The sequence below is a fragment of the Rickettsia endosymbiont of Ceutorhynchus obstrictus genome, from assembly GCF_964026565.1.
Taxonomy (GTDB): Bacteria; Pseudomonadota; Alphaproteobacteria; order Rickettsiales; family Rickettsiaceae; genus Rickettsia.
Map to the genome: position 1 here is coordinate 854,885 of NZ_OZ032162.1, position 18,224 is coordinate 873,108.

An 18,224-nucleotide genomic window follows, 5' to 3' on the forward strand; every position below is an offset into this window, starting at 1 on the left:
CCGATATTTAGCTGTAAAATAGTTATAAATTTATTTGGCTATTAAAAATGGAAAGGTTATACCAAAAAGAAGTAGAAGAATATTTAACAAATTACGGTAAATTAGTATTTATTAGCGGACCAAGGCAAGTAGGAAAGACTACTATATCAAAACAAGCAATCAAACATAATATCAATTCGGCTTACTTAAATTGGGATTATTTAGAAGATCGACAACAAATTTTAAATAATCATAATGAAACTTTTGAAACATTGCTTATAGTTAAAGCTAACAAGAAACCAAGAATTATATTAGATGAAATCCATAAATTCAAAGATTGGAAAAATCTTGTAAAAGGATTTTACGATAAATTTGGTGACACTATAGAATTTATTATAACCGGTAGTGCTAGATTAAATATATACAAAAAAGGTGGAGATAGTTTAATGGGACGTTATATTAATTTAACGATACACCCGTTATCTGTAGCTGAAATTTCTAAAAATTTTCGTAATGATATTGAATATATAGGCAAACCAAAAAATATTACAAAAGATGAATTTGAGGCATTGATAAATTTCGGAGGGTTTGCAGAAGTCTATTTAAGAGGTACTGCAAGATTTCATAGAATATGGAGTAAACAGCGATTTGAGCAATTATTTAGAGAAGATGTTAGAAATACAGAGGATATTAACAATATTTATGCATTAGAATTGCTTGCTACCATTATAAATGAACAAGTAGGGGTACTAACAAATTATACAAATCTAGCTAATAAAGTCAGGGTTTCAGACCAAACTATAAGGAGATGGGTCTCTTTATTAGAAAAACATTATTATTGTTTCTCTATAAGACCTTGGGCTAAAAATGTTATAAGAAGCTTAATAAAAGAACCTAAATATTATCTTTGGGATTGGTCACAAATAAAAGATCCCGGGGCAAAATTTGAAAATTTAGTAGCATCTCATCTTTTAAAAGCGGTGTATTTTTGGAACGAATCAGGGCTTGGAGATTTTAATTTATGTTATTTACGTGATAAACAAAAGAGAGAAGTGGATTTTGTAATAATAAAAGATAATAAACCTTGGATTTTAGTAGAGGCAAAGGTAAGTGATCTGTCAATTTCTTCGAGTTTAAAATATTTTCATGAATTACTTAAACCGGAGTTTAGTTTTCAAGTGGTTCAAAACAAACAGATTATTGATAAGTCTTGTTTTGATAAACCTGGCTTATGGATAGTGCCAGCTATTACTTTTTTATCTCAATTTATTTAACAAGAAAACTAATATAGTATGCTTGAGTTATTGACTCTAGCAAGGCATTATAAACACGACATTACTACTTTGGGCTTACAGCGAGTTGGTCCAGTGTTACGGAACATGTAACGAAGTGCCACTTTAGAGATTACTGAAATAAAAGAGCTGTTTTACAAAGTACCGAATAAACTAATGTGAGAGAACAGCATAAAAAAACCTGCAACAAATATTTTAAAAACATTGTGCAGCATATTTCACTAAGCTATTTACCAATTCAATCAGTTCGTTTATTTAATTAAGGAAAGAAAATGCAAGAATTAATAGATTATTTAAAAAAAATAGGAATTAAAAATTATATTAATAATTTAAGAAAAAGCGGTACTTCTCTTAACCTTGAATCCCTAGGAGTGAAGGTTGATGGAGTAAAACTAATTGGTAAGCTTCTTAAAACCAATCCTATACTTACTGAACTTAACCTTTGGGGCAATATGATAGGAGCTGAAGGAGTAGAGCTAATTGCAGATGCTCTGAAAACTAACACTACACTAACTTCTCTTAATCTTGTTGCTAATCATATAGGGGATGAGGGCATAAAGGTAATTACCGATGCTCTGAAACTAAATACCACGCTTATTACTCTTAACCTTGGAAATAATTATATAGGAATTGATGGAGTAAAGCTAATTGCTGAGCTTTTAAAAACCAACAAAAAGTTGACAAATCTTGACGTTGAGAACAATAATATAGGAGACAAGGGATTAAGGTTAATTGTTGAAGCTCTTAAAAACAATACCACTCTAGCCTTCCTTAATATTTCTAGTAACAACATCACTGATAAAGGGTTAAAGTCACTTGTAAACTTTCTAAAAATTAATACAACCTTGACTAATCTTGACCTTACTAGTAACAACATAAGTGTTGAGGGAATAAAGCTAATTATCGATGCTCTGAAACTAAATACCACACTGATACATCTTAAGCTTAGATGTAACAGTTTAGGTAATGAAGGAGTAAAACCAATTGCTGAGTTTCTAAAAACCAATACAACGCTGACCCATCTTGATCTTGCAGTTAACAACATAAAAGATCAGGGAGTAAAGTTGATTACTAAGGCTTTAAAAACTAATGAAACACTCACTTCTCTTGATCTTAGCATGAATAATATAGGGGACAAAGGAATAAAACTACTTACCGATGTCTTAAAAACTAATATGGTATTGACCGACCTTAATATTGACGATAATTATACAGAAGAGGAAGAAAAAAAGATAATTGAAAAATATCAGCTGCTATGCAAATAATGCTAAATCTTACAGGTAAAGCTTTTTTACAGAGTTACTTTCCATAAGATAAATTATAGAACAATTAGTAACTACCCTCCCTCTTCTGGATTTTATACCAGTTGAGAAAGAAAAGTAATAGCCGGCACTATTATGGGATCAGGATATTTAAAACAATCGTCTTGTATATACTCCATGCTGTATACTACCTGAAACGCATGAGTTGCTCCAGTTTGTTCCTGAAAATATCTTAAATTGTTTGATATACGATTGTTATCCGATAATTTTGCCTCTACCAAAAACCATGGTATATCATTCCTAGCAATTAAAAAATCTACCTCTTTCCCATCTTTATTTCTAATAAAATATAATTCATATTTACCCAAACCTCTATCACTCCAACAGTTTAGTGCTTTTAATAAATGAGAAGCAATAAAATTTTCAAACCTTCTACCTTCATCCTTTATTAATGACCAGTCTACTAAATAAATTTTTGGCTCTTTAATTATACTCCTAGATATATTAGTGGACCATGGCTTGACAATAAAGCAATAAAAAAACTTTTCCAATACACTAATCCATTTGGAAATTGTTGGGACACTTACCTGTATTTTTTTACTCAAACTAGTTCTATTGAGAAGCTGTCCCGTTTGTTCTTTTAACAACTCTGCTAAAATTTCCAGTTGGCTTATTTCGTGTATATTGGATAAGTTTCGTATATCCTCATATAGTAGCTGTTTTTCTCTTAAAGAATGCCATTTATAAGTAAAATTTTTCGACGCTTTTAAAAAAGGTTCAGGAAAGCCTCCCATTTCATATAGATTGCGAAATTTTTCAGTATTGATTTCTAGGGATGCACCTATTTCATTTAAGGAAACACTAATTTCTTCTAATTCACGTCCAGATAGGGGATGAATACGCTGTAAAAAATATCTACCCATTAAACTATCTCCTCCTGCTTGATACACGTCAAGCCTGCTACTCCCTGTTACTAGAATGTGATATTTACCTTTATACAAATCATAAAAACCTTTTAAATAATTTTTCCAACTTTTAAATTTGTGTATTTCATCAAAAATTACTAACGGCTTTTCTTTTCGTAACTTATTTAAAGGTAAAATTTCTTCTATAAAGGTTTGACCTTGTAGGATAAGTGTCCTATCTTTTATCGTATCCCAATTTAAATATACATGTTCTAGATATTCTTTAGCAACAAGCTTAGCAATTGTAGTTTTGCCTACTTGCCTTGATCCTACTAAAAATAACATTTGTTCATTACTAGCAAAATGCTCTTGAACTAATAATATATATATTCGTTTCATTTATACTATACTTTAAATTAGACGCGGCTAATTTAAAGTATAATTAAATTTAGGTAAAAGTAAATATCTAATTGACTTAATTGGATTGTTAAAGAATCAAAAGTAAGCAAATAAAATTGTAGCTGACATAAAGAAATCTCTAATTTCTTCTAAAATAGAATAGTGCTTACAAAGCAATATCATTTAATATCTATGCTTTATTGCTTCGTTTTAGTAATATAAATTTAGTTTTTATATTATATAATTTCTCAAGTGTTTCTATAATCAATAAAGAATTTTGTATTGGTACATTAATTATTATTTCTTTAAAAGATTCTAAAACTTCAGAATTTTTGCTTTCTTTACTATGAAGAGGAAAATAACTTTTTATTGCTACTCCAAGTGTGCCAAGAATGCAGAATCAGAAGAAGAGGATGCAATGCTGTATTTGACATGGTGGAAGGTCCACCGGAATCGAGCTGGTATGAGCAGATTCCAAACAACCTTAAGCTGCTGTATTCTAAGGAATATGGTAGTGAGCGTTAAGGAAAAGGCCCGCAAGGGTCATGTGAGATTTATGTAGGTAAACGAAAGTGAATTGCTGTAATTAAGTGTCGAAAGAGGGTTAAGTTCTCTGTCAAAACCTTTGGCTTTTGGGGGCTGAAGGGATAAGTTAGCTAACTGTCATACAATAGTTGAGCTATCGGCGAGCGGCACAGGAGGCAGTACGAACATAAATTAGGGTCAGATATGGAACTTGGGAATCAATAGCACTTTCCAGCTATTGAGGCAGATGCAGTTGTAGTAGTGAAGAAGCTTCTGTAATGGGAGTGGAGCGAAGGGCTGCATGTGGAGCGACATAAAAAAAAAATTAACAACTAAGCTAATTAAAGAAGGATTAATTAATATTATGTCAAAGAGGTACAACATTGCCTCAAATCCACAAAGAGCCGTATGAGGCGAGAGTCTCACGTACGGTTCTGTGAGCACCTCTGGTCAATACAGGGGTGACTCGATCCGGCTTTCTTTGAAATAGTTGAGAAAGAAGCCGATCCACTTATGAAAGATTATGTCTATATTTCATTATATACCGGAGCAAGAAAAAGTAACGTATTATCAATGGAATGGCAGGAAATTAACCTAACGGATAAAACTTGGCACATACCGGCGCATAAAAGTAAAAACGGCATTCCTCACTTATTACCTCTTGCTGGAAAAGCTATCGAAATTTTAAGTGAAAGGAATAAAGAAAAAAATAACGGTTGGGTATTTCCAAGTCCTCGAAAAAGTAAAAGCGGACATTTTCAAGAACCTAAAAAGAAGTGGCAAAAAATTGTTAAAAAAGCAGGGCTTGAAGATTTTAGAATACATGATATTCGTAGAACTATGGGGAGCTGGATGGCGATTAACGGCGCAAGTCAGTATATAATCGGCAAAGCCCTTAACCATAAAAGCCCAAAATCAACTAAAATTTACGCAAGGCTTAGCATCGATCCGGTAAGAGCATTTATGGAAAAAGCTATTGATTCTATAACAGATTCAAAAGTTAAAAAATCTGCTTAGAAGATCAATTTATTTAATAATTAGTTACTACAACTTCTGTAGAGGTTTTAGTTTGACCGCTTATTAAATATTTAATTTCAACAGTGTTAATATTGTAATTCTTATAAAGATTTCTAATAAACGGCGTATCACTATTAGAAATTATAAATTTTATGGTTTTGCTATCTAGCTCCGTAGCAAAATCTTTTAGGTGTTCTGACGTAGAATCTCTTTTTTTTCCGGAAAAATTGTAAAAAAAATGTTTGGATAAGTTATTGAGAGTTTAATTTTCAGGTATTAGTAAATATTGACAATAATAAGAATAAGATTATTATTCAGGTACAGAAAATTCTGCTGTTTAACAAGTTTATTTTTTTGCATCTTTGGGCTGTTGGAGTCAAATATGCATTTATCGAAATTCATAAAGAAGAGTTGTAAGGGTATTAATAATTAAGATCGATATTTTCCAATATTTGCTTTATATTTATGGAATGATTTTTATTTTGAAACGTATATTGACCAAGAAAGTGAATATGATGATGCCAAGCAACGGGTGATATTTTTTTAATCATTGTTAGAAATCTTTTATTATTGGCAAGGTTTTCGTATTTCTCAAGAACTCCGGAGAGAATAATGGAATTGTAGTAAATAATTGCCAGAGCAACAAGTCTACCGCATTGATTGCTAATTTCTATATCAATATCTGTTTTACCGTATAATTGTTTCTTACCGCCAACCTTTGAAATAGCAGTTCGTAATTGGTGATATGATTCAATTCTATTCTGCGATTTACGGACAATTTTCTGTAATTGGATATCCATCATATATTTAAGGGTATAAATACTTCTCACTAATTTGTCGTATTCAAATACGGCTTTACGCAAGCTGTTTTCCAGCGGTAAATGACATAATTTTTTAATTAAGTTAGCTTGATTCATCTCTTTAAGTGCTAAGGTAGCAACCAGTTGATCAATACTATTTTTTTGTTCGATAATCACTTGGAGGTTGATCTGAGCAATGGGTTTAATCAAGCAATTGGTATATTCTTTAATATCATCGCCGCAATAAAGATTTTTTAGTTGATCATTAAGGTTGGTGAATCTTGGGTTTAGTGCTACTCCGAACCACTTCATGATAGCAAAGTTTGCTTTATTTATAACATGCATATCACCGGTAATTACCTCCGGAATAATTTCTGAGGTGTTATTGTACCAAATATCAAAGGCAAAATAACTTTCATGTTCATGGCTGCCGATAAGTTCACATTGCAAAGGCATATGATTTGCAAGTATAGTGTAGGCACTAACACCTTGACCATCTCTTAAATACTTACGTGAATAACGTGCTTTTATATTAGGGGTGTCCAATTCAAATTTCTGACCGTCAACGCTGCTATAAATTAATTCCAAATCTAAAGAGTAGTAAGGAAAAATCTTAAGCTTTGAAATGGTGTTGCTCATTATGTCAGTTGCTTCTTTCAATGTTGATAACCGTAAATATTGTTGGTATGTTGTTTCAAGTGAACGGTAAGAAATATCGCTAATTTGAGACATTTTATAATTGCCGTGGTTAAAAGCTTGAGCAAGAATCGTAGCTATTAATCTATCTTTATTATTTGACTCTTGTTTAGCATAACGTGGTTGTAAGGGAATAAAGGCTGATAAAAAGTTACAATCATCATTTACAAAGTTCAATACGTCACTGATATCGCAAACCGGCAATTGTCTAAAAAATTTATTTTGTAATTTTTCATCTTTACTAGCTTTAATTTTATTCCAGCAAAGTTTCTTCTTTTTTATATTGTATTTTAAGTGCGTAAACTTATCCTGTTTTAGATTTTTATTAAAAAGTAACCAAAGTCCGTGTAGTTCCTTTGTTAAATTATCTAATTGTTGATTAATTGGTTGTTGTAACCACGGGATATTTAATTTGTTTAAGATTTCTTCTTTTTGATTTATCACTACCAATTCATGATTAAAACAACGGTGATTGAGGCTATTTTCGATATAAAGCCCTCCTGTACTAATCTGTTTATTAATTTGGCAATAAACCCAATATTCATAACGATTACTATTAATAATTTTATTCTCTTCAGTATTACTCGCTAAAAGGTAACGTTGTAAATATTTTGGAATAGTGTCGTTTGGGCATTCATTAAAAGGTCTATCGGAAAGTTTTTGATTATTGGTAAATACTTAGTGTAGCCAGTTAGCGGATTTAAGCCATGGGTTATTTGTTAATTCACTGGAAAAACTGAGCTTCATAAAGAGTGATCGTAAACTTTTTCTGTAGCTTTTTTGAGCTTTATCAATTTCTTGCCATTTAAACTCTTTTTTACGATATGGCTTATTAAGCATATTTTGCCCAAGAGCTTGAATATTTTCTTTGGGCATAATTTTAAAAGCACAGTTACGAACATTACCAAATAAAGTTACATCGTCAAATTGTTCATCTACATAAAGCAATGGCTTTGTTGCATGGCTCGCAAGTAGAGTAGTCTCTTCGTTAAGGAAGAGGCGCTAAAAGTTAAGCGGCGTTAATAAAATTGATAACTTTGCACTTAATTTTAGCCTGAGTTGCCCTACTATCTTCACGTTTATTGGTTAAACGATCGCGGCAATGACTCTTGATTTGCCACATCGTAGTCTCCACCAACGAGCGAGCATGATAACTGCTTTTCTCCTTCCAAGACTTGCGAGCAAGGCTCTTGTCTCCGTTTATACTATTATAATTTATGTAATTAATTGCTTCATCTCTTTCCTGTAATTTTTCTCTATCTTCCTTCTTAATATTTCGATTCTTACTAGATATTCTAGCTGTTCTTTTTGGAGGTATCAGCTGCCTTGCTCCTGATTGCTTAATTGCCTTCCGACAGTCCACACTATCATATGCCATATCCCCACATACTGCCGTTATATCTTCTTCTATTGCTTCTAAAAGAGACGCTAGTTCTACACAATCATTAACCGTTGATTTTGTATATTTCCCTTCTAATATCTCACCGGTTTCTACATTAATTGCTACATGCAGCTTCCGCCATTTCTCATAGCCTGGCTTCTTCTCTTTATGTTTCAACCTTCTCCATTCGCTCGACCAATATAATGATAATCCTGTTGAATCTATTGCTACCGTTATACTTTCTTTTCTACTATTTATTAGCTGCTTCTTGTCTCGTATTTTTACCTTTAGACTCCCAGCTCTTCTTGATAGTGTCGTATAGTCGGGTATTGCTAATTTTACTTCCAGCTTCTCTAACACTGACTCTACAAATCCTTCCGTTTGCCTATAAGCTAGCTTATAAAATTCTTTCATTAACAAGCATAACTCTATTACATGCTTGCTATATATTACTTTACCTCCAGGCTTCCGATATCCTCTATAATGCCATCCTTCGATTGCCTCTTCGGAAATAAAAAATTCTATTCTTGCTATTTTCTTTAATTTCTGGTTATATAACGACCAGTTGCGCTGTTGTCTGTACTTTTTCATCATACTTTCTTAATAGCGCAACTACTCTACTCTTTCAACCTCTTTTATACTCTTTCAATCTCTCTTCTCTTTTTCTTCCTTTTTTACAAACTCCTAATCATCTTTACAACAGCCATGCAGCAACGCCTCGCCTGCGCGGGAATGACATACTGCTGCTTTTATCGAGCCATGCAACAACGCTTGCAGTCGCTCGCAATGACGTTTTGGGTATCCACCCAACAATGCCGCGCGGGTATGCCATCGAAAACTTAAAATTATGGAATATTTGAAGAATAAATTAAGGATTTAAATCAGAGCTACTAACAAATTTATAAGCAGTGGGGTCGCTAAATATTTGTCGTAAAAATTCATTATTTAATGTATGGCTAGTTTTATAACCGTTAATTGCTCCGATAAAATTAGCGCCGCTAGTATATAAATCACCGCATAAATCTAGGAGTTTATGACGAACAAATTCATCTTCATGCCGCAGACCGGCAGGATTTAAAATAATATCTCGGTCGATACCTATAGCGTTATCAAGAGAAGCTCCTTGCGCAAGACCTTTACTTTTTAAATAATCAACATCTTGTACAAAACCGAAAGTTCGAGCGTCGGCAATATTTTTCTCAAAAGATTCTTTTCCGGAAAAAAATAAATTTTGTCTGCCGATAACTTTACTAGTAAAGTCTATAGTTAAATCTATAGTCATATTAGGGGAGGGATAGCAAAATAACTTACAATCTTTATTACTTACTTTTATTTCTTTTAAAATTTTCAAATATTTCTTAGAAGCTTTTTGTAATTTTTTACCCGCGCACTCAATCATAAAAACAAACGGTTTACTACTACCGTCCATTATCGGTACTTCCGGACCGTCAATTTCTATTATAGCGTTATCGATTCCGCAGCCCCAAAGCGCCGCCATTAAATGTTCAATCGTTGAAACATATACGCCGTAGGAATTTTTTATACTTGTAGATAGCAAAGTGTCGGAAACGTTTAAATAGCTACTTTGGATATAATTGGTTTCCTCTACCGATATATCGGTTCTAACGAATACAATACCCGTATCTTCTTTAGCGGGTTTTAAAGTTAATTGAGCAGTCTTACCCGAATGAACTCCTATTCCATAACAACTAACCGGTTTCCGTAGTGATACTTGCATTAATTTATATCATATTAAAAATATGATAGAATATTAATATTTAACGCTGATATGTACAAGCTATATTATGTTACAAAATATTACATACTAACGTCCTAATGTCATTCTGCTAAAAGCGGGAATCTAGAAAATAATAGTCATCCTGAATTTATTTCAGGATCTATTAAAAGAGATGCTGAATCAAGTTCAGCATGGCATAGAAAAGCCTGGATTCCTGCCTTCGCAGGAATGACATAAGGAGCAGCAGGAATGACATAAGAGGCAGCGGGAATGACATAGAACACGTGCAAAAACCATAACAACTATTAGCGTCTATATAATCTATGTTTAATAAAGTACCAAAAATAATAAACTACAAAAGTTCCTACCACGGCAAAAATAGAAAATAAAAAGTCATCTCCTTCAACTAATCCATACGGTGTGCTGGCAGATAAGGCGCCGGCATATATTCCTACTGCATACATGGAAAAATATGAAAATATTGCGGTTCGGAGATCATATGCTTTAAACTTATCTAATAATATTAATAGATTGCAGATAAAAATCGAGCATAGGCAAATACCGATTAGTATTATAAGTAATATATTCCGGTTTTGATTCATCCCGTATAGAGGTAATAAAATAAAACATCCTAAAAGTATTAATATTAACAGTAGGTTAGCAAAATATTTGTTAACTTTATTTAGTATATAAGACATTGGTATTATAGAAAAAAATATAGCTTTGAATATGTAAGCAAATATAATGTTTGAGCTTATTAATACTAATTCTTGTTTAAGAGCAAAAGCTTCATAATACCATAATATGTCAAAAGCAACATAAGCTACTATAAAACCCGTTAATAATTGTAATTCTATATTTTTTATTAATAAGGAAAATTTGGAATTTGATTCTAAGTTGTGAGGAGTTTTATTAGTATGCAATAATTCCGTTAAAATATTGATGCAGTAAAGTAAGGCGCAAATTACCATCGTATAAGAATTAGGTTTTAATAAGGGTTTTAGAAAAGATACGGCAATATGTCCGCCCGCCCAAAAAAAAATGATAAGAGATAAAAAAAGATATTTTTTATCATTTGTGGATTCAATAATATGCATTATTACAGCGGTAAAATAGGCAAATGCCGCACAGTTCATTACGACAAGACTAATTTTAATTATAGTATAATTATTGAATATAATAAGATTTATTATATTAATTATAACTATAAATAAGCTAATAATTATGATTTTCTTATTGCTTAATTTATTAATTAATTGGGTCAAAGAAAAGGCGGCTATTATAAAACCGAGAAGTCTCGTTTGAGCAAGGTGTTCTAGTTGTTCCCCGTTTAAACCTTTAATTAGTAAAAAAGGTTTAAGTATATAAAAGTAAGTACTATTAATACAAGAGAAGAAAAATATTCCCAGCAGAGAGAAAAAAATTGTTTTATAATCGACTTTTAAAGGCATAAATAATTGTTTGCTAAACACAAATACATGGTATATAAATTATGGTCAAGAATATGATTATTCTTGCCTTCAAATTATATAGCTCATAATTAAATTTAATATAATTTATTTCCCCTAAATCTATATTTTATTGTTATCTATATTTTATGATTGTTTAATAAATTCATATACTTACATGTATATTATGTTAAAGTATTATATTTGATTTGTATATAACTTTATCTAAATCTCATAAAGATTTTAAAAATACATGTAATGTAACTATATATTTAACCCCAACTATGGATAAGTTTTTAAGCTAAAACTTATCCATAGTTCGCGTTATTTAATTTTACGGTAAATATAAAAATTCTAATAAAAATAATAATATGAGGATATAGCAGGTAGCTGTTCTTTAATTATATAAAAATTCAAACCGAAATAGGACAATAATAAACTTATAGATTATTACTATTTTGTGTTTAAGTCATAGTGAGCAAAATTAATGAGTAAAAAAATTATAATTGACGCTAATTTTCCTAATGAAACAAGAGTAGCATTATTAGGACATAGCGACAATATAGAAGATATTGAATATGAAACGTCAATAAAACAACAAAATAAAGGTAATATTTATTTAGCAAAAATAACAAGGGTAGAGCCGTCTTTGCAAGCTGCTTTTATAGAGTACGGTATGGATAAAAGCGGATTTTTACCTTTTAGTGAAATCCACCCTAATTATTATAATTTACCTCAGACGGAGAAAAATTTTCCCGTTAATGAATTTCCGGAAATAATATCGCACGATATTATTTTAGAAGAAGGCGATGAAATCCCTTTAACGGCTTCTTACGATCCTTTAATGGATAGTGAAGAAATTGATTTAAAAGTTATAGAAGAATTAGTCGACAATAAATTTCAGTCGGAATTTAATTTAGAGGCAGCTGACGATGTCGAAATTATTACTAATATTAAAGAAGAAAATACGCCGCATAAACAGTATAAAATTCAGGAAGTAATAAGAAAAAATCAAATATTATTAGTCCAAGTCACCAAAGAAGAAAGAGGTAATAAATGCGCCTCTTTTACCACTTATATATCGCTTGCCGGAAAATATTGTGTTTTAATGCCTAATAAACCAGCTCAAAACGGTGTATCACGAAAAATATCTAATGCTGACGAGAGGAAGAGACTTAAGAATATTATTAGTAAAATAATAAATAACGAGAATGCTAAAAATATCTCTAGCGTAATTGTTCGCACTGCAGGTAAAGGGTGTACTACTCTTGACTTAAAGAAAGATTATAATTATTTAGTGCAATTGTGGAATAAAATTCGCAAAACTACTACCAAATTTCCGGCTCCCTGTTTTATACATGCAGAAGATAGTATAATTCGTAAAACTATCAGGGATATGTGTGATCACAGCGTCAAAGAGGTCATAATCCAAGGGAAAGATGCTTATCTGGCTGCCACACGATTTATGCAAGATATTTTACCTTCGGAACTTGTAAAGCTTAAAGAGCATAAAAATAAAATACCGATTTTTACTAAATTTCAAGTTGAAGAGCAATTATCCAAACTTTATCAACCGGTTGTTACTTTACCTTCCGGTGGGTATATCGTAATTAACCCAACCGAAGCACTTATTTCTATCGACGTAAATTCCGGTAAATCAACTTCTGAAAAAAATATAGAAGAAACGGCATTAAAGACTAATTTAGAAGCGGCAAAAGAAATAGCAAGGCAAGTTAAGCTTAGAGATTTATCGGGCTTGCTAGTCGTGGATTTTATCGATATGAGTGAGCTTAGAAATCGTAAAATCATCGAGCGATCTTTTAAAGAGTTTTTAAGTCGTGATCGCGCTCGCATACAAACCGGTCATATTAGTCAATTCGGTTTGCTTGAATTTTCTAGGCAAAGATTGCGTTCCTCTTTCTTGGAAGCTAATTCGGCAATTTGTTCTCATTGTAACGGTAAGGGGATAGTACGTGCCGATGAATCCAATGCCATGTTAATTTTACGGACGGTAGAAGACGAAATTTGTGAGGAAAAGGTTGATATAGTAAATATTTTTGCAAATATTTCTTCAATAATTTATCTGCTTAATAGCAAACGCCGAGAAATTAAATTTATTGAAGAAAAATATAATATAAAACTTAATTTTTATTCCGATCCTAATGCTACCTCGGATAATTATTCTATTGAAAAAATAAAATTGCTTAAAAAAAATAATGTCAACGAAGCAATAAGCAAACCGATGATCCAAAATGATAGTGCTAATTATCATGAAGCTAACAATCATGAGGGAGCCGGACAAAGGAAAGAGGTACTACGCAAAGGTAAACAGAAATGGAAAACTAATAATAATGAATCGGTAGCTTCTGAAGAGTTAAAAAATAAAGATGCGGAAGCGGTAAAAATTCTAAAAGAACCTGTTACAAACGATATTGAAAACGTACCGCCGGTAAATGATTCAGAGGGAGAGGGAAATTATACGGCACCTGATGATAAAGCAATAGAGGGAGTTGAGGCAAAAGCGATGCCGAAACGTAAATATCGCAATAGAAGAAATTATAAGCGTTCACCTGCCGGTAATTTTAATAAAGATACTTCTAAAGAAAATAGTGAGCAACCGCCGATAACTTAAATATATTGTTGATGTCATTCTTAGGTCAGCACTTAGCGGCGTTGTTGTATGACTCGATCTTACCCCGTCATTGCGAGGAGGGACGTAGTCCCTACGTGGCAATCCAGGAAAAAATAGCAAAAAATGCTATGAAACTTATTATTTTCTAGATTGCCGCGCTCCTTCCAGTCGCGGCGTTGTTGCATGGCTCGAATTTTTGCAAAGCGTTCGGTGTTATCTAGTTGCTTGACCACGGCATCCAGTCTTTTTATTAAGGCTTTTTCCGGATACCGTGGGAGGGGCCTCGGTATGACACCATACTTGTAATAACTATATGCGGTAAATTATGAGCCATGCAACAAATCTTATTCCAGGCGGGAATTACATCTTCCGTATAACTTAGTCGATAATTATGTCCAAAACGTTAGTTACAAAATGGTTATCCCTATGTTGTCTTACGGTAATATTCATGATCTTTATCGGCGGGGTAACCAGGCTTACAGGATCAGGATTATCAATTGTTGAATGGCAACCTATAACCGGTATTATCCCCCCTCTAAATGCTCGGCAATGGCAAATAGAATTTGCCAAATATCAAACATTTCCTGAATATCATATTCGTTACGGTATGACCTTGCTCGAATTTAAATTTATTTATTGGCTGGAATTTATTCATCGTTTAGTCGGAAGAGCTACGGGTTTAATATATCTCCTACCTTTAATATATTTTTATTTAAAAAGAGAAATTAAAAGATACTCAATTTTACCGTATATCTCTGTATTAATATTGTTTTTCATGCAAGGTTTTATGGGATGGTATATGGTTAAAAGCGGGTTAGTTAATCATCCGGCAGTTAGTCATTTTAGGTTAGCTTGTCATCTAATTATTGCCGTTATTATTTATCATTTACTTTTTTATCAATTAATAAAAAATAGCTTTGATATTCTCTTAATTTCTCCGCAAATAAATTTAAAAATACCGTTATTCTTTTGTTTAGTTGCTATTGCTATAGTCTACGGGCAAATTTTCTTGGGCGGCTTAGTTGCCGGTTTAAACGGCGGTCTTATATATAATAGTTTTCCGTTGATGGGTGATAGTTTTATTCCTCTAGAGATAAAAAATAATTTTTCTAATATAAATAATTGGTACGATCCGGTTTTTGTCCAATTTATACATAGGTTAGGGGCTTATAGCGTATTTATTATTGTATCGTTCCTTATAGTGAGTTTATTAAAAATTCGGCATCCAAAATTAAATAAAGTAGCTTACTACTTAATTATTGCTTTGTTAATGCAAATGCTAACCGGCATTCTGACTATTTTATATGCTGTTCCACTTATAATTGCTCTTATACATCAAATTTTTGCTATAATTCTGTTATCTACTATAGTATGGTGCTATTTCCTAGTTTAAAGACACTTAAACTTGAGCTGTCATTCTCGCACGGCATTGGCGTTGTTGCACGGCTCGAAAATTAATAAAAAAACTCGTCATTGCGAAGCCACGAAGTGGCTGCGGCAATCCAGGCTATCCCGAATGTAATGAGGGATTTAATTAGAATACTAAACAAGTTTAGTATAAAAATATGTTTAACTGGATTGCCACGTCGGCATAAATGCCTCCTCGCAATGACGATTCCGGTATCCATGCAACAACGCCCACGGCATTGTTGCGTGGTTCGATAAAAGAGCAGTATGTCATTCCTGCGAAGGCAGGAATCCACGCTAAAAAGCCTTAGCTTGTAAGGCTTTTTCTATATAATTGTAAGTTATCATTACATCTTTATTTTAATTTTTCTGGATTCCCGCCTGCGCGGGAATGACATAAAGGGGATGTGTTTATTGATCTACGCAGACAATGCTAAGTTAAGAATGACCTTGGAGAGTTTTATTTAAAATGATTATCAAAGTAGATGTTACAATTCCCTGCAGGTTAGACAAATATCTAAGGCGTCTATATCCAAAACTTACTCAAGGAATTATTGAGCGAGCTTTACGACAAAAGCAAATAATTGTTAATGGTCAGAAAGCCGAAGCAAGCTTAAGGGTAGGAGAGAGTGAGGAAATTTTTATAAACGACAAATTAAATTTACCTAAAAATTTTCCGCAAGAAGAAACTTCAAAAATAATCTTTTCTGATTCGGTAATTAAATTGGCAAGCAAAATTACCGAAGATTATTTAACCTATGAAAATGAGTATTTTATAGCGATTAACAAGCCTGCCGGACTTGCAACGCAAGGCGGAACTAAAATCAATCTTTCTATTGATGATGCATTAAAATATTTAAATTATAAGTTAGTGCATAGGTTAGATAGGGAAACAAGCGGTTTATTATTAATTGCTAAAAATTATGAAACTAGTGTAAAGCTTACTGATGCTTTTAAAGAAAAGCTCATTTCAAAAACTTATATTGCCGCGGTTTTCGGTAGACCTCTTGAAAGCTTGGGAGAGATTCGCGGACTAATAGGAAAAAAAAGAGATGGAGCGTATGAAATTGTAACTAGTGATAATGAAAACGGCAAACTCGCAATTACTCATTATAAATTATTAAAACATCTTAATAATAACTTATCGTTAATAGAATTTACACCAATTACCGGTAGAATGCATCAGCTAAGATTTCATGCAAAATTATTAAATTGTCCGATAGTAGGCGATACAAAATATGGTTCTGCACAATCTTCTTCATATTCTAAACATATGTTGCTTCATGCAAGCAAGATAGTCTTGCATAAAAAAATATTCGGTGAAGAAATTACTTTAGAGGCAAAATTGCCGAATTATTTTATAAATATAAAATAATTTCTTTAACTTCATATTTTTTAGAAGATTTTACTTTATATGTATATATTATTAATCTGGATTGGCTTTGGTCGCTCGCAATGACGTTTGGGGTATCCACGCAACGAGGAAAGCATATTTTTTATAAGGAGTGATCGTGACACGTAAATATTTTTTGTTATTTATTTTTTTATTAATTAATAGCGTAGATAGTTTTGCAGATATGCAGGAAAGGATTATCGCTGCTGAAAAAAATTACTTAGCCAACAGATTTCTGAATGCAGTTTTTAAGTTTGAGGATGATGAAAAGATTTTAATAACAGGAGCTAAGGGAATTTTTTCTTTAAACGGTGATCAATTAAAGACTAATGAAGTAATGCCTGTTTCTTCCGGCATAAAACCGATCACGGCTGCAGGGATTTTAAGACTGCAAGATAAAGGATTGTTAAATGTTAACGATAAAATCTATCAATATCTTGATGCCGATATTTGGCAGGGCGTTATACCTGATTGGGCATATAAAATATCAATTCATAATTTACTAACTCATACAAGCGGTCTTGCCGAGTATTTTGGGCTTGTTAAGCTAGATTTTAATATGCCTCAGAAAGAGGTTAATAAAAAAATAATACAATATGTTACTACAAAACCTTTAGAAGTACAGATCGGTAAAAAATATAATTATAGTCATACTAATTTTATTTTACTAGGCATGATTATTGAAGAAGTAAGCGGTCAAAATTTAGCTGATTTCTTTCGAGATGAATTTTTTAATCCTCTACATATGAAATCTACAAAACTTGCTTCATTTCATGAAGCTATTGAATTTCAAAAGAATAATGTTAGTGCAAATTACCCTCTTAGATATTTTGTTGAACCTACTAACGGTAACAGTAAGCCTATATTTTCTTTAGCAAATCTTGATTTTGTTGCTCGTCCTTATGCAGATATAGGTATTGTTTCCAGTAGTTGTGACCTTATTAAATGGTATAAAGCTATAAATCAAGGAAAAGTTTTGTCTAAAAAATCGTATAAACTTATGACAACTAAATATTTTTTAGCAGAAGATGATAATGGGCATACCACATATACCGGTTATGGAATCTTTATTACTGAACTCGATAAAAAACATGTAGTGATTCATCATTCCGGAAATGCCTTAGGAATAAGAAGTGAAGTAGGGTATGTTGTACCCAACAATTTTTATTTTGCTATATTAAGTAATGTAATAGTAAAAATCCCTGACGAGAAAAAAGATAAAATTAATATGGATAATCCGGCAAATCAATTGGATATAGTTTATTTTAGGGATGCAATAATAAATGCCGCTATTGCTGAAGATGAAGACGAGTAGGGGCGGTATTGCGGTGGCGGATTATAAACTTAAGG

Annotated in this window: 18 protein-coding genes and 1 pseudogene; 9 read left to right on the plus strand and 10 right to left on the minus strand. The window is 32.3% G+C overall.

Annotated features, from left to right (window positions below):
- Window positions 1-47 precede the first annotated feature (47 nt).
- Both AAGD64_RS04865 and AAGD64_RS04870 read left to right on the plus strand, forming a co-directional pair.
- A complete protein-coding gene (locus AAGD64_RS04865) occupies window positions 48-1,253 on the plus strand; it encodes an ATP-binding protein (protein WP_253307704.1) in 1,206 nt (401 codons plus the stop codon).
- Window positions 1,254-1,543: 290 nt separating this feature from the next.
- Entirely contained in the window at window positions 1,544-2,536 is a 993-nt protein-coding gene (locus AAGD64_RS04870) for a hypothetical protein (RefSeq protein ID WP_341794082.1), read from the plus strand.
- A 92-nt stretch (window positions 2,537-2,628) separates the two neighbouring features.
- Here AAGD64_RS04870 and AAGD64_RS04875 read toward each other — a convergent pair whose 3' ends face one another.
- Window positions 2,629-3,837, minus strand: coding sequence for an ATP-binding protein (locus AAGD64_RS04875; protein WP_341794083.1), 1,209 nt, complete (start codon window positions 3,835-3,837; stop codon window positions 2,629-2,631).
- Between the two features lie 1,038 nt (window positions 3,838-4,875).
- Between AAGD64_RS04875 and AAGD64_RS04880 the strand changes: the two genes are divergently transcribed.
- A complete protein-coding gene (locus AAGD64_RS04880; RefSeq protein WP_341794084.1) occupies window positions 4,876-5,379 on the plus strand; it encodes a tyrosine-type recombinase/integrase in 504 nt (167 codons plus the stop codon).
- A gap of 13 nt (window positions 5,380-5,392) precedes the next feature.
- Here AAGD64_RS04880 and AAGD64_RS04885 read toward each other — a convergent pair.
- From AAGD64_RS04885 to AAGD64_RS04920, 8 genes and pseudogenes are all read right to left on the minus strand, one after another.
- Window positions 5,393-5,557 (minus strand): annotated as a pseudogene (locus tag AAGD64_RS04885) (DNA adenine methylase); the annotation flags it as partial.
- A 244-nt stretch (window positions 5,558-5,801) separates the two neighbouring features.
- Entirely contained in the window at window positions 5,802-7,319 is a 1,518-nt protein-coding gene (locus tag AAGD64_RS04890; RefSeq protein ID WP_341794085.1) for a Tn3 family transposase, read from the minus strand.
- 234 nt (window positions 7,320-7,553) lie between these two features.
- Complete coding sequence (locus AAGD64_RS04895; RefSeq protein WP_341794069.1) at window positions 7,554-7,823, minus strand: hypothetical protein; 270 nt, start codon at window positions 7,821-7,823, stop codon at window positions 7,554-7,556.
- Between the two features lie 61 nt (window positions 7,824-7,884).
- Window positions 7,885-8,850 (minus strand): IS5 family transposase, encoded by a 966-nt coding sequence (locus tag AAGD64_RS04900; RefSeq protein ID WP_341794068.1) that lies wholly within the window; start codon window positions 8,848-8,850, stop codon window positions 7,885-7,887.
- Between the two features lie 100 nt (window positions 8,851-8,950).
- The gene (locus AAGD64_RS04905; protein ID WP_341794086.1) at window positions 8,951-9,088 is read right to left on the minus strand and encodes a hypothetical protein; all 138 of its coding nucleotides are present in this window, start codon (window positions 9,086-9,088) and stop codon (window positions 8,951-8,953) included.
- A 36-nt stretch (window positions 9,089-9,124) separates the two neighbouring features.
- Window positions 9,125-9,994 carry a UDP-3-O-acyl-N-acetylglucosamine deacetylase gene (gene lpxC, locus AAGD64_RS04910; protein WP_253307696.1) on the minus strand — a complete coding sequence of 290 codons (870 nt, stop codon included), beginning with the start codon at window positions 9,992-9,994 and terminating at the stop codon, window positions 9,125-9,127.
- Window positions 9,995-10,131: 137 nt separating this feature from the next.
- On the minus strand, window positions 10,132-10,296 hold the full coding sequence (locus AAGD64_RS04915; protein WP_341794087.1) for a hypothetical protein: 165 nt from the start codon (window positions 10,294-10,296) through the stop codon (window positions 10,132-10,134).
- Window positions 10,297-10,299: 3 nt separating this feature from the next.
- Window positions 10,300-11,445, minus strand: a complete 1,146-nt coding sequence (locus AAGD64_RS04920) for an MFS transporter (protein ID WP_341794088.1) — start codon at window positions 11,443-11,445, stop codon at window positions 10,300-10,302.
- Between the two features lie 484 nt (window positions 11,446-11,929).
- On the opposite strand from AAGD64_RS04920, the gene AAGD64_RS04925 reads away from it, so the two are divergent.
- Window positions 11,930-14,074 carry an Rne/Rng family ribonuclease gene (locus tag AAGD64_RS04925; RefSeq protein WP_341794089.1) on the plus strand — a complete coding sequence of 715 codons (2,145 nt, stop codon included), beginning with the start codon at window positions 11,930-11,932 and terminating at the stop codon, window positions 14,072-14,074.
- A gap of 59 nt (window positions 14,075-14,133) precedes the next feature.
- Here the strand turns inward: AAGD64_RS04925 and AAGD64_RS04930 are convergent, their stop codons facing one another.
- Entirely contained in the window at window positions 14,134-14,259 is a 126-nt protein-coding gene (locus AAGD64_RS04930) for a hypothetical protein (RefSeq protein ID WP_341794090.1), read from the minus strand.
- Between AAGD64_RS04930 and AAGD64_RS04935 the strand changes: the two genes are divergently transcribed.
- From AAGD64_RS04935 to AAGD64_RS04955, 5 genes are all read left to right on the plus strand, one after another.
- Window positions 14,258-14,380 (plus strand): hypothetical protein, encoded by a 123-nt coding sequence (locus tag AAGD64_RS04935; RefSeq protein ID WP_341794091.1) that lies wholly within the window; start codon window positions 14,258-14,260, stop codon window positions 14,378-14,380. The genes AAGD64_RS04930 and AAGD64_RS04935 overlap by 2 nt on opposite strands.
- Before the next feature lie 85 nt (window positions 14,381-14,465).
- Complete coding sequence (locus tag AAGD64_RS04940) at window positions 14,466-15,467, plus strand: COX15/CtaA family protein (RefSeq protein WP_341794092.1); 1,002 nt, start codon at window positions 14,466-14,468, stop codon at window positions 15,465-15,467.
- 95 nt (window positions 15,468-15,562) lie between these two features.
- Window positions 15,563-15,739, plus strand: a complete 177-nt coding sequence (locus AAGD64_RS04945; RefSeq protein WP_341794093.1) for a hypothetical protein — start codon at window positions 15,563-15,565, stop codon at window positions 15,737-15,739.
- 211 nt (window positions 15,740-15,950) lie between these two features.
- On the plus strand, window positions 15,951-16,856 hold the full coding sequence (locus AAGD64_RS04950; protein WP_341794094.1) for an RluA family pseudouridine synthase: 906 nt from the start codon (window positions 15,951-15,953) through the stop codon (window positions 16,854-16,856).
- 136 nt (window positions 16,857-16,992) lie between these two features.
- Entirely contained in the window at window positions 16,993-18,189 is a 1,197-nt protein-coding gene (locus tag AAGD64_RS04955) for a serine hydrolase domain-containing protein (protein WP_341794163.1), read from the plus strand.
- The last annotated feature ends 35 nt before the right edge of the window (window positions 18,190-18,224 follow it).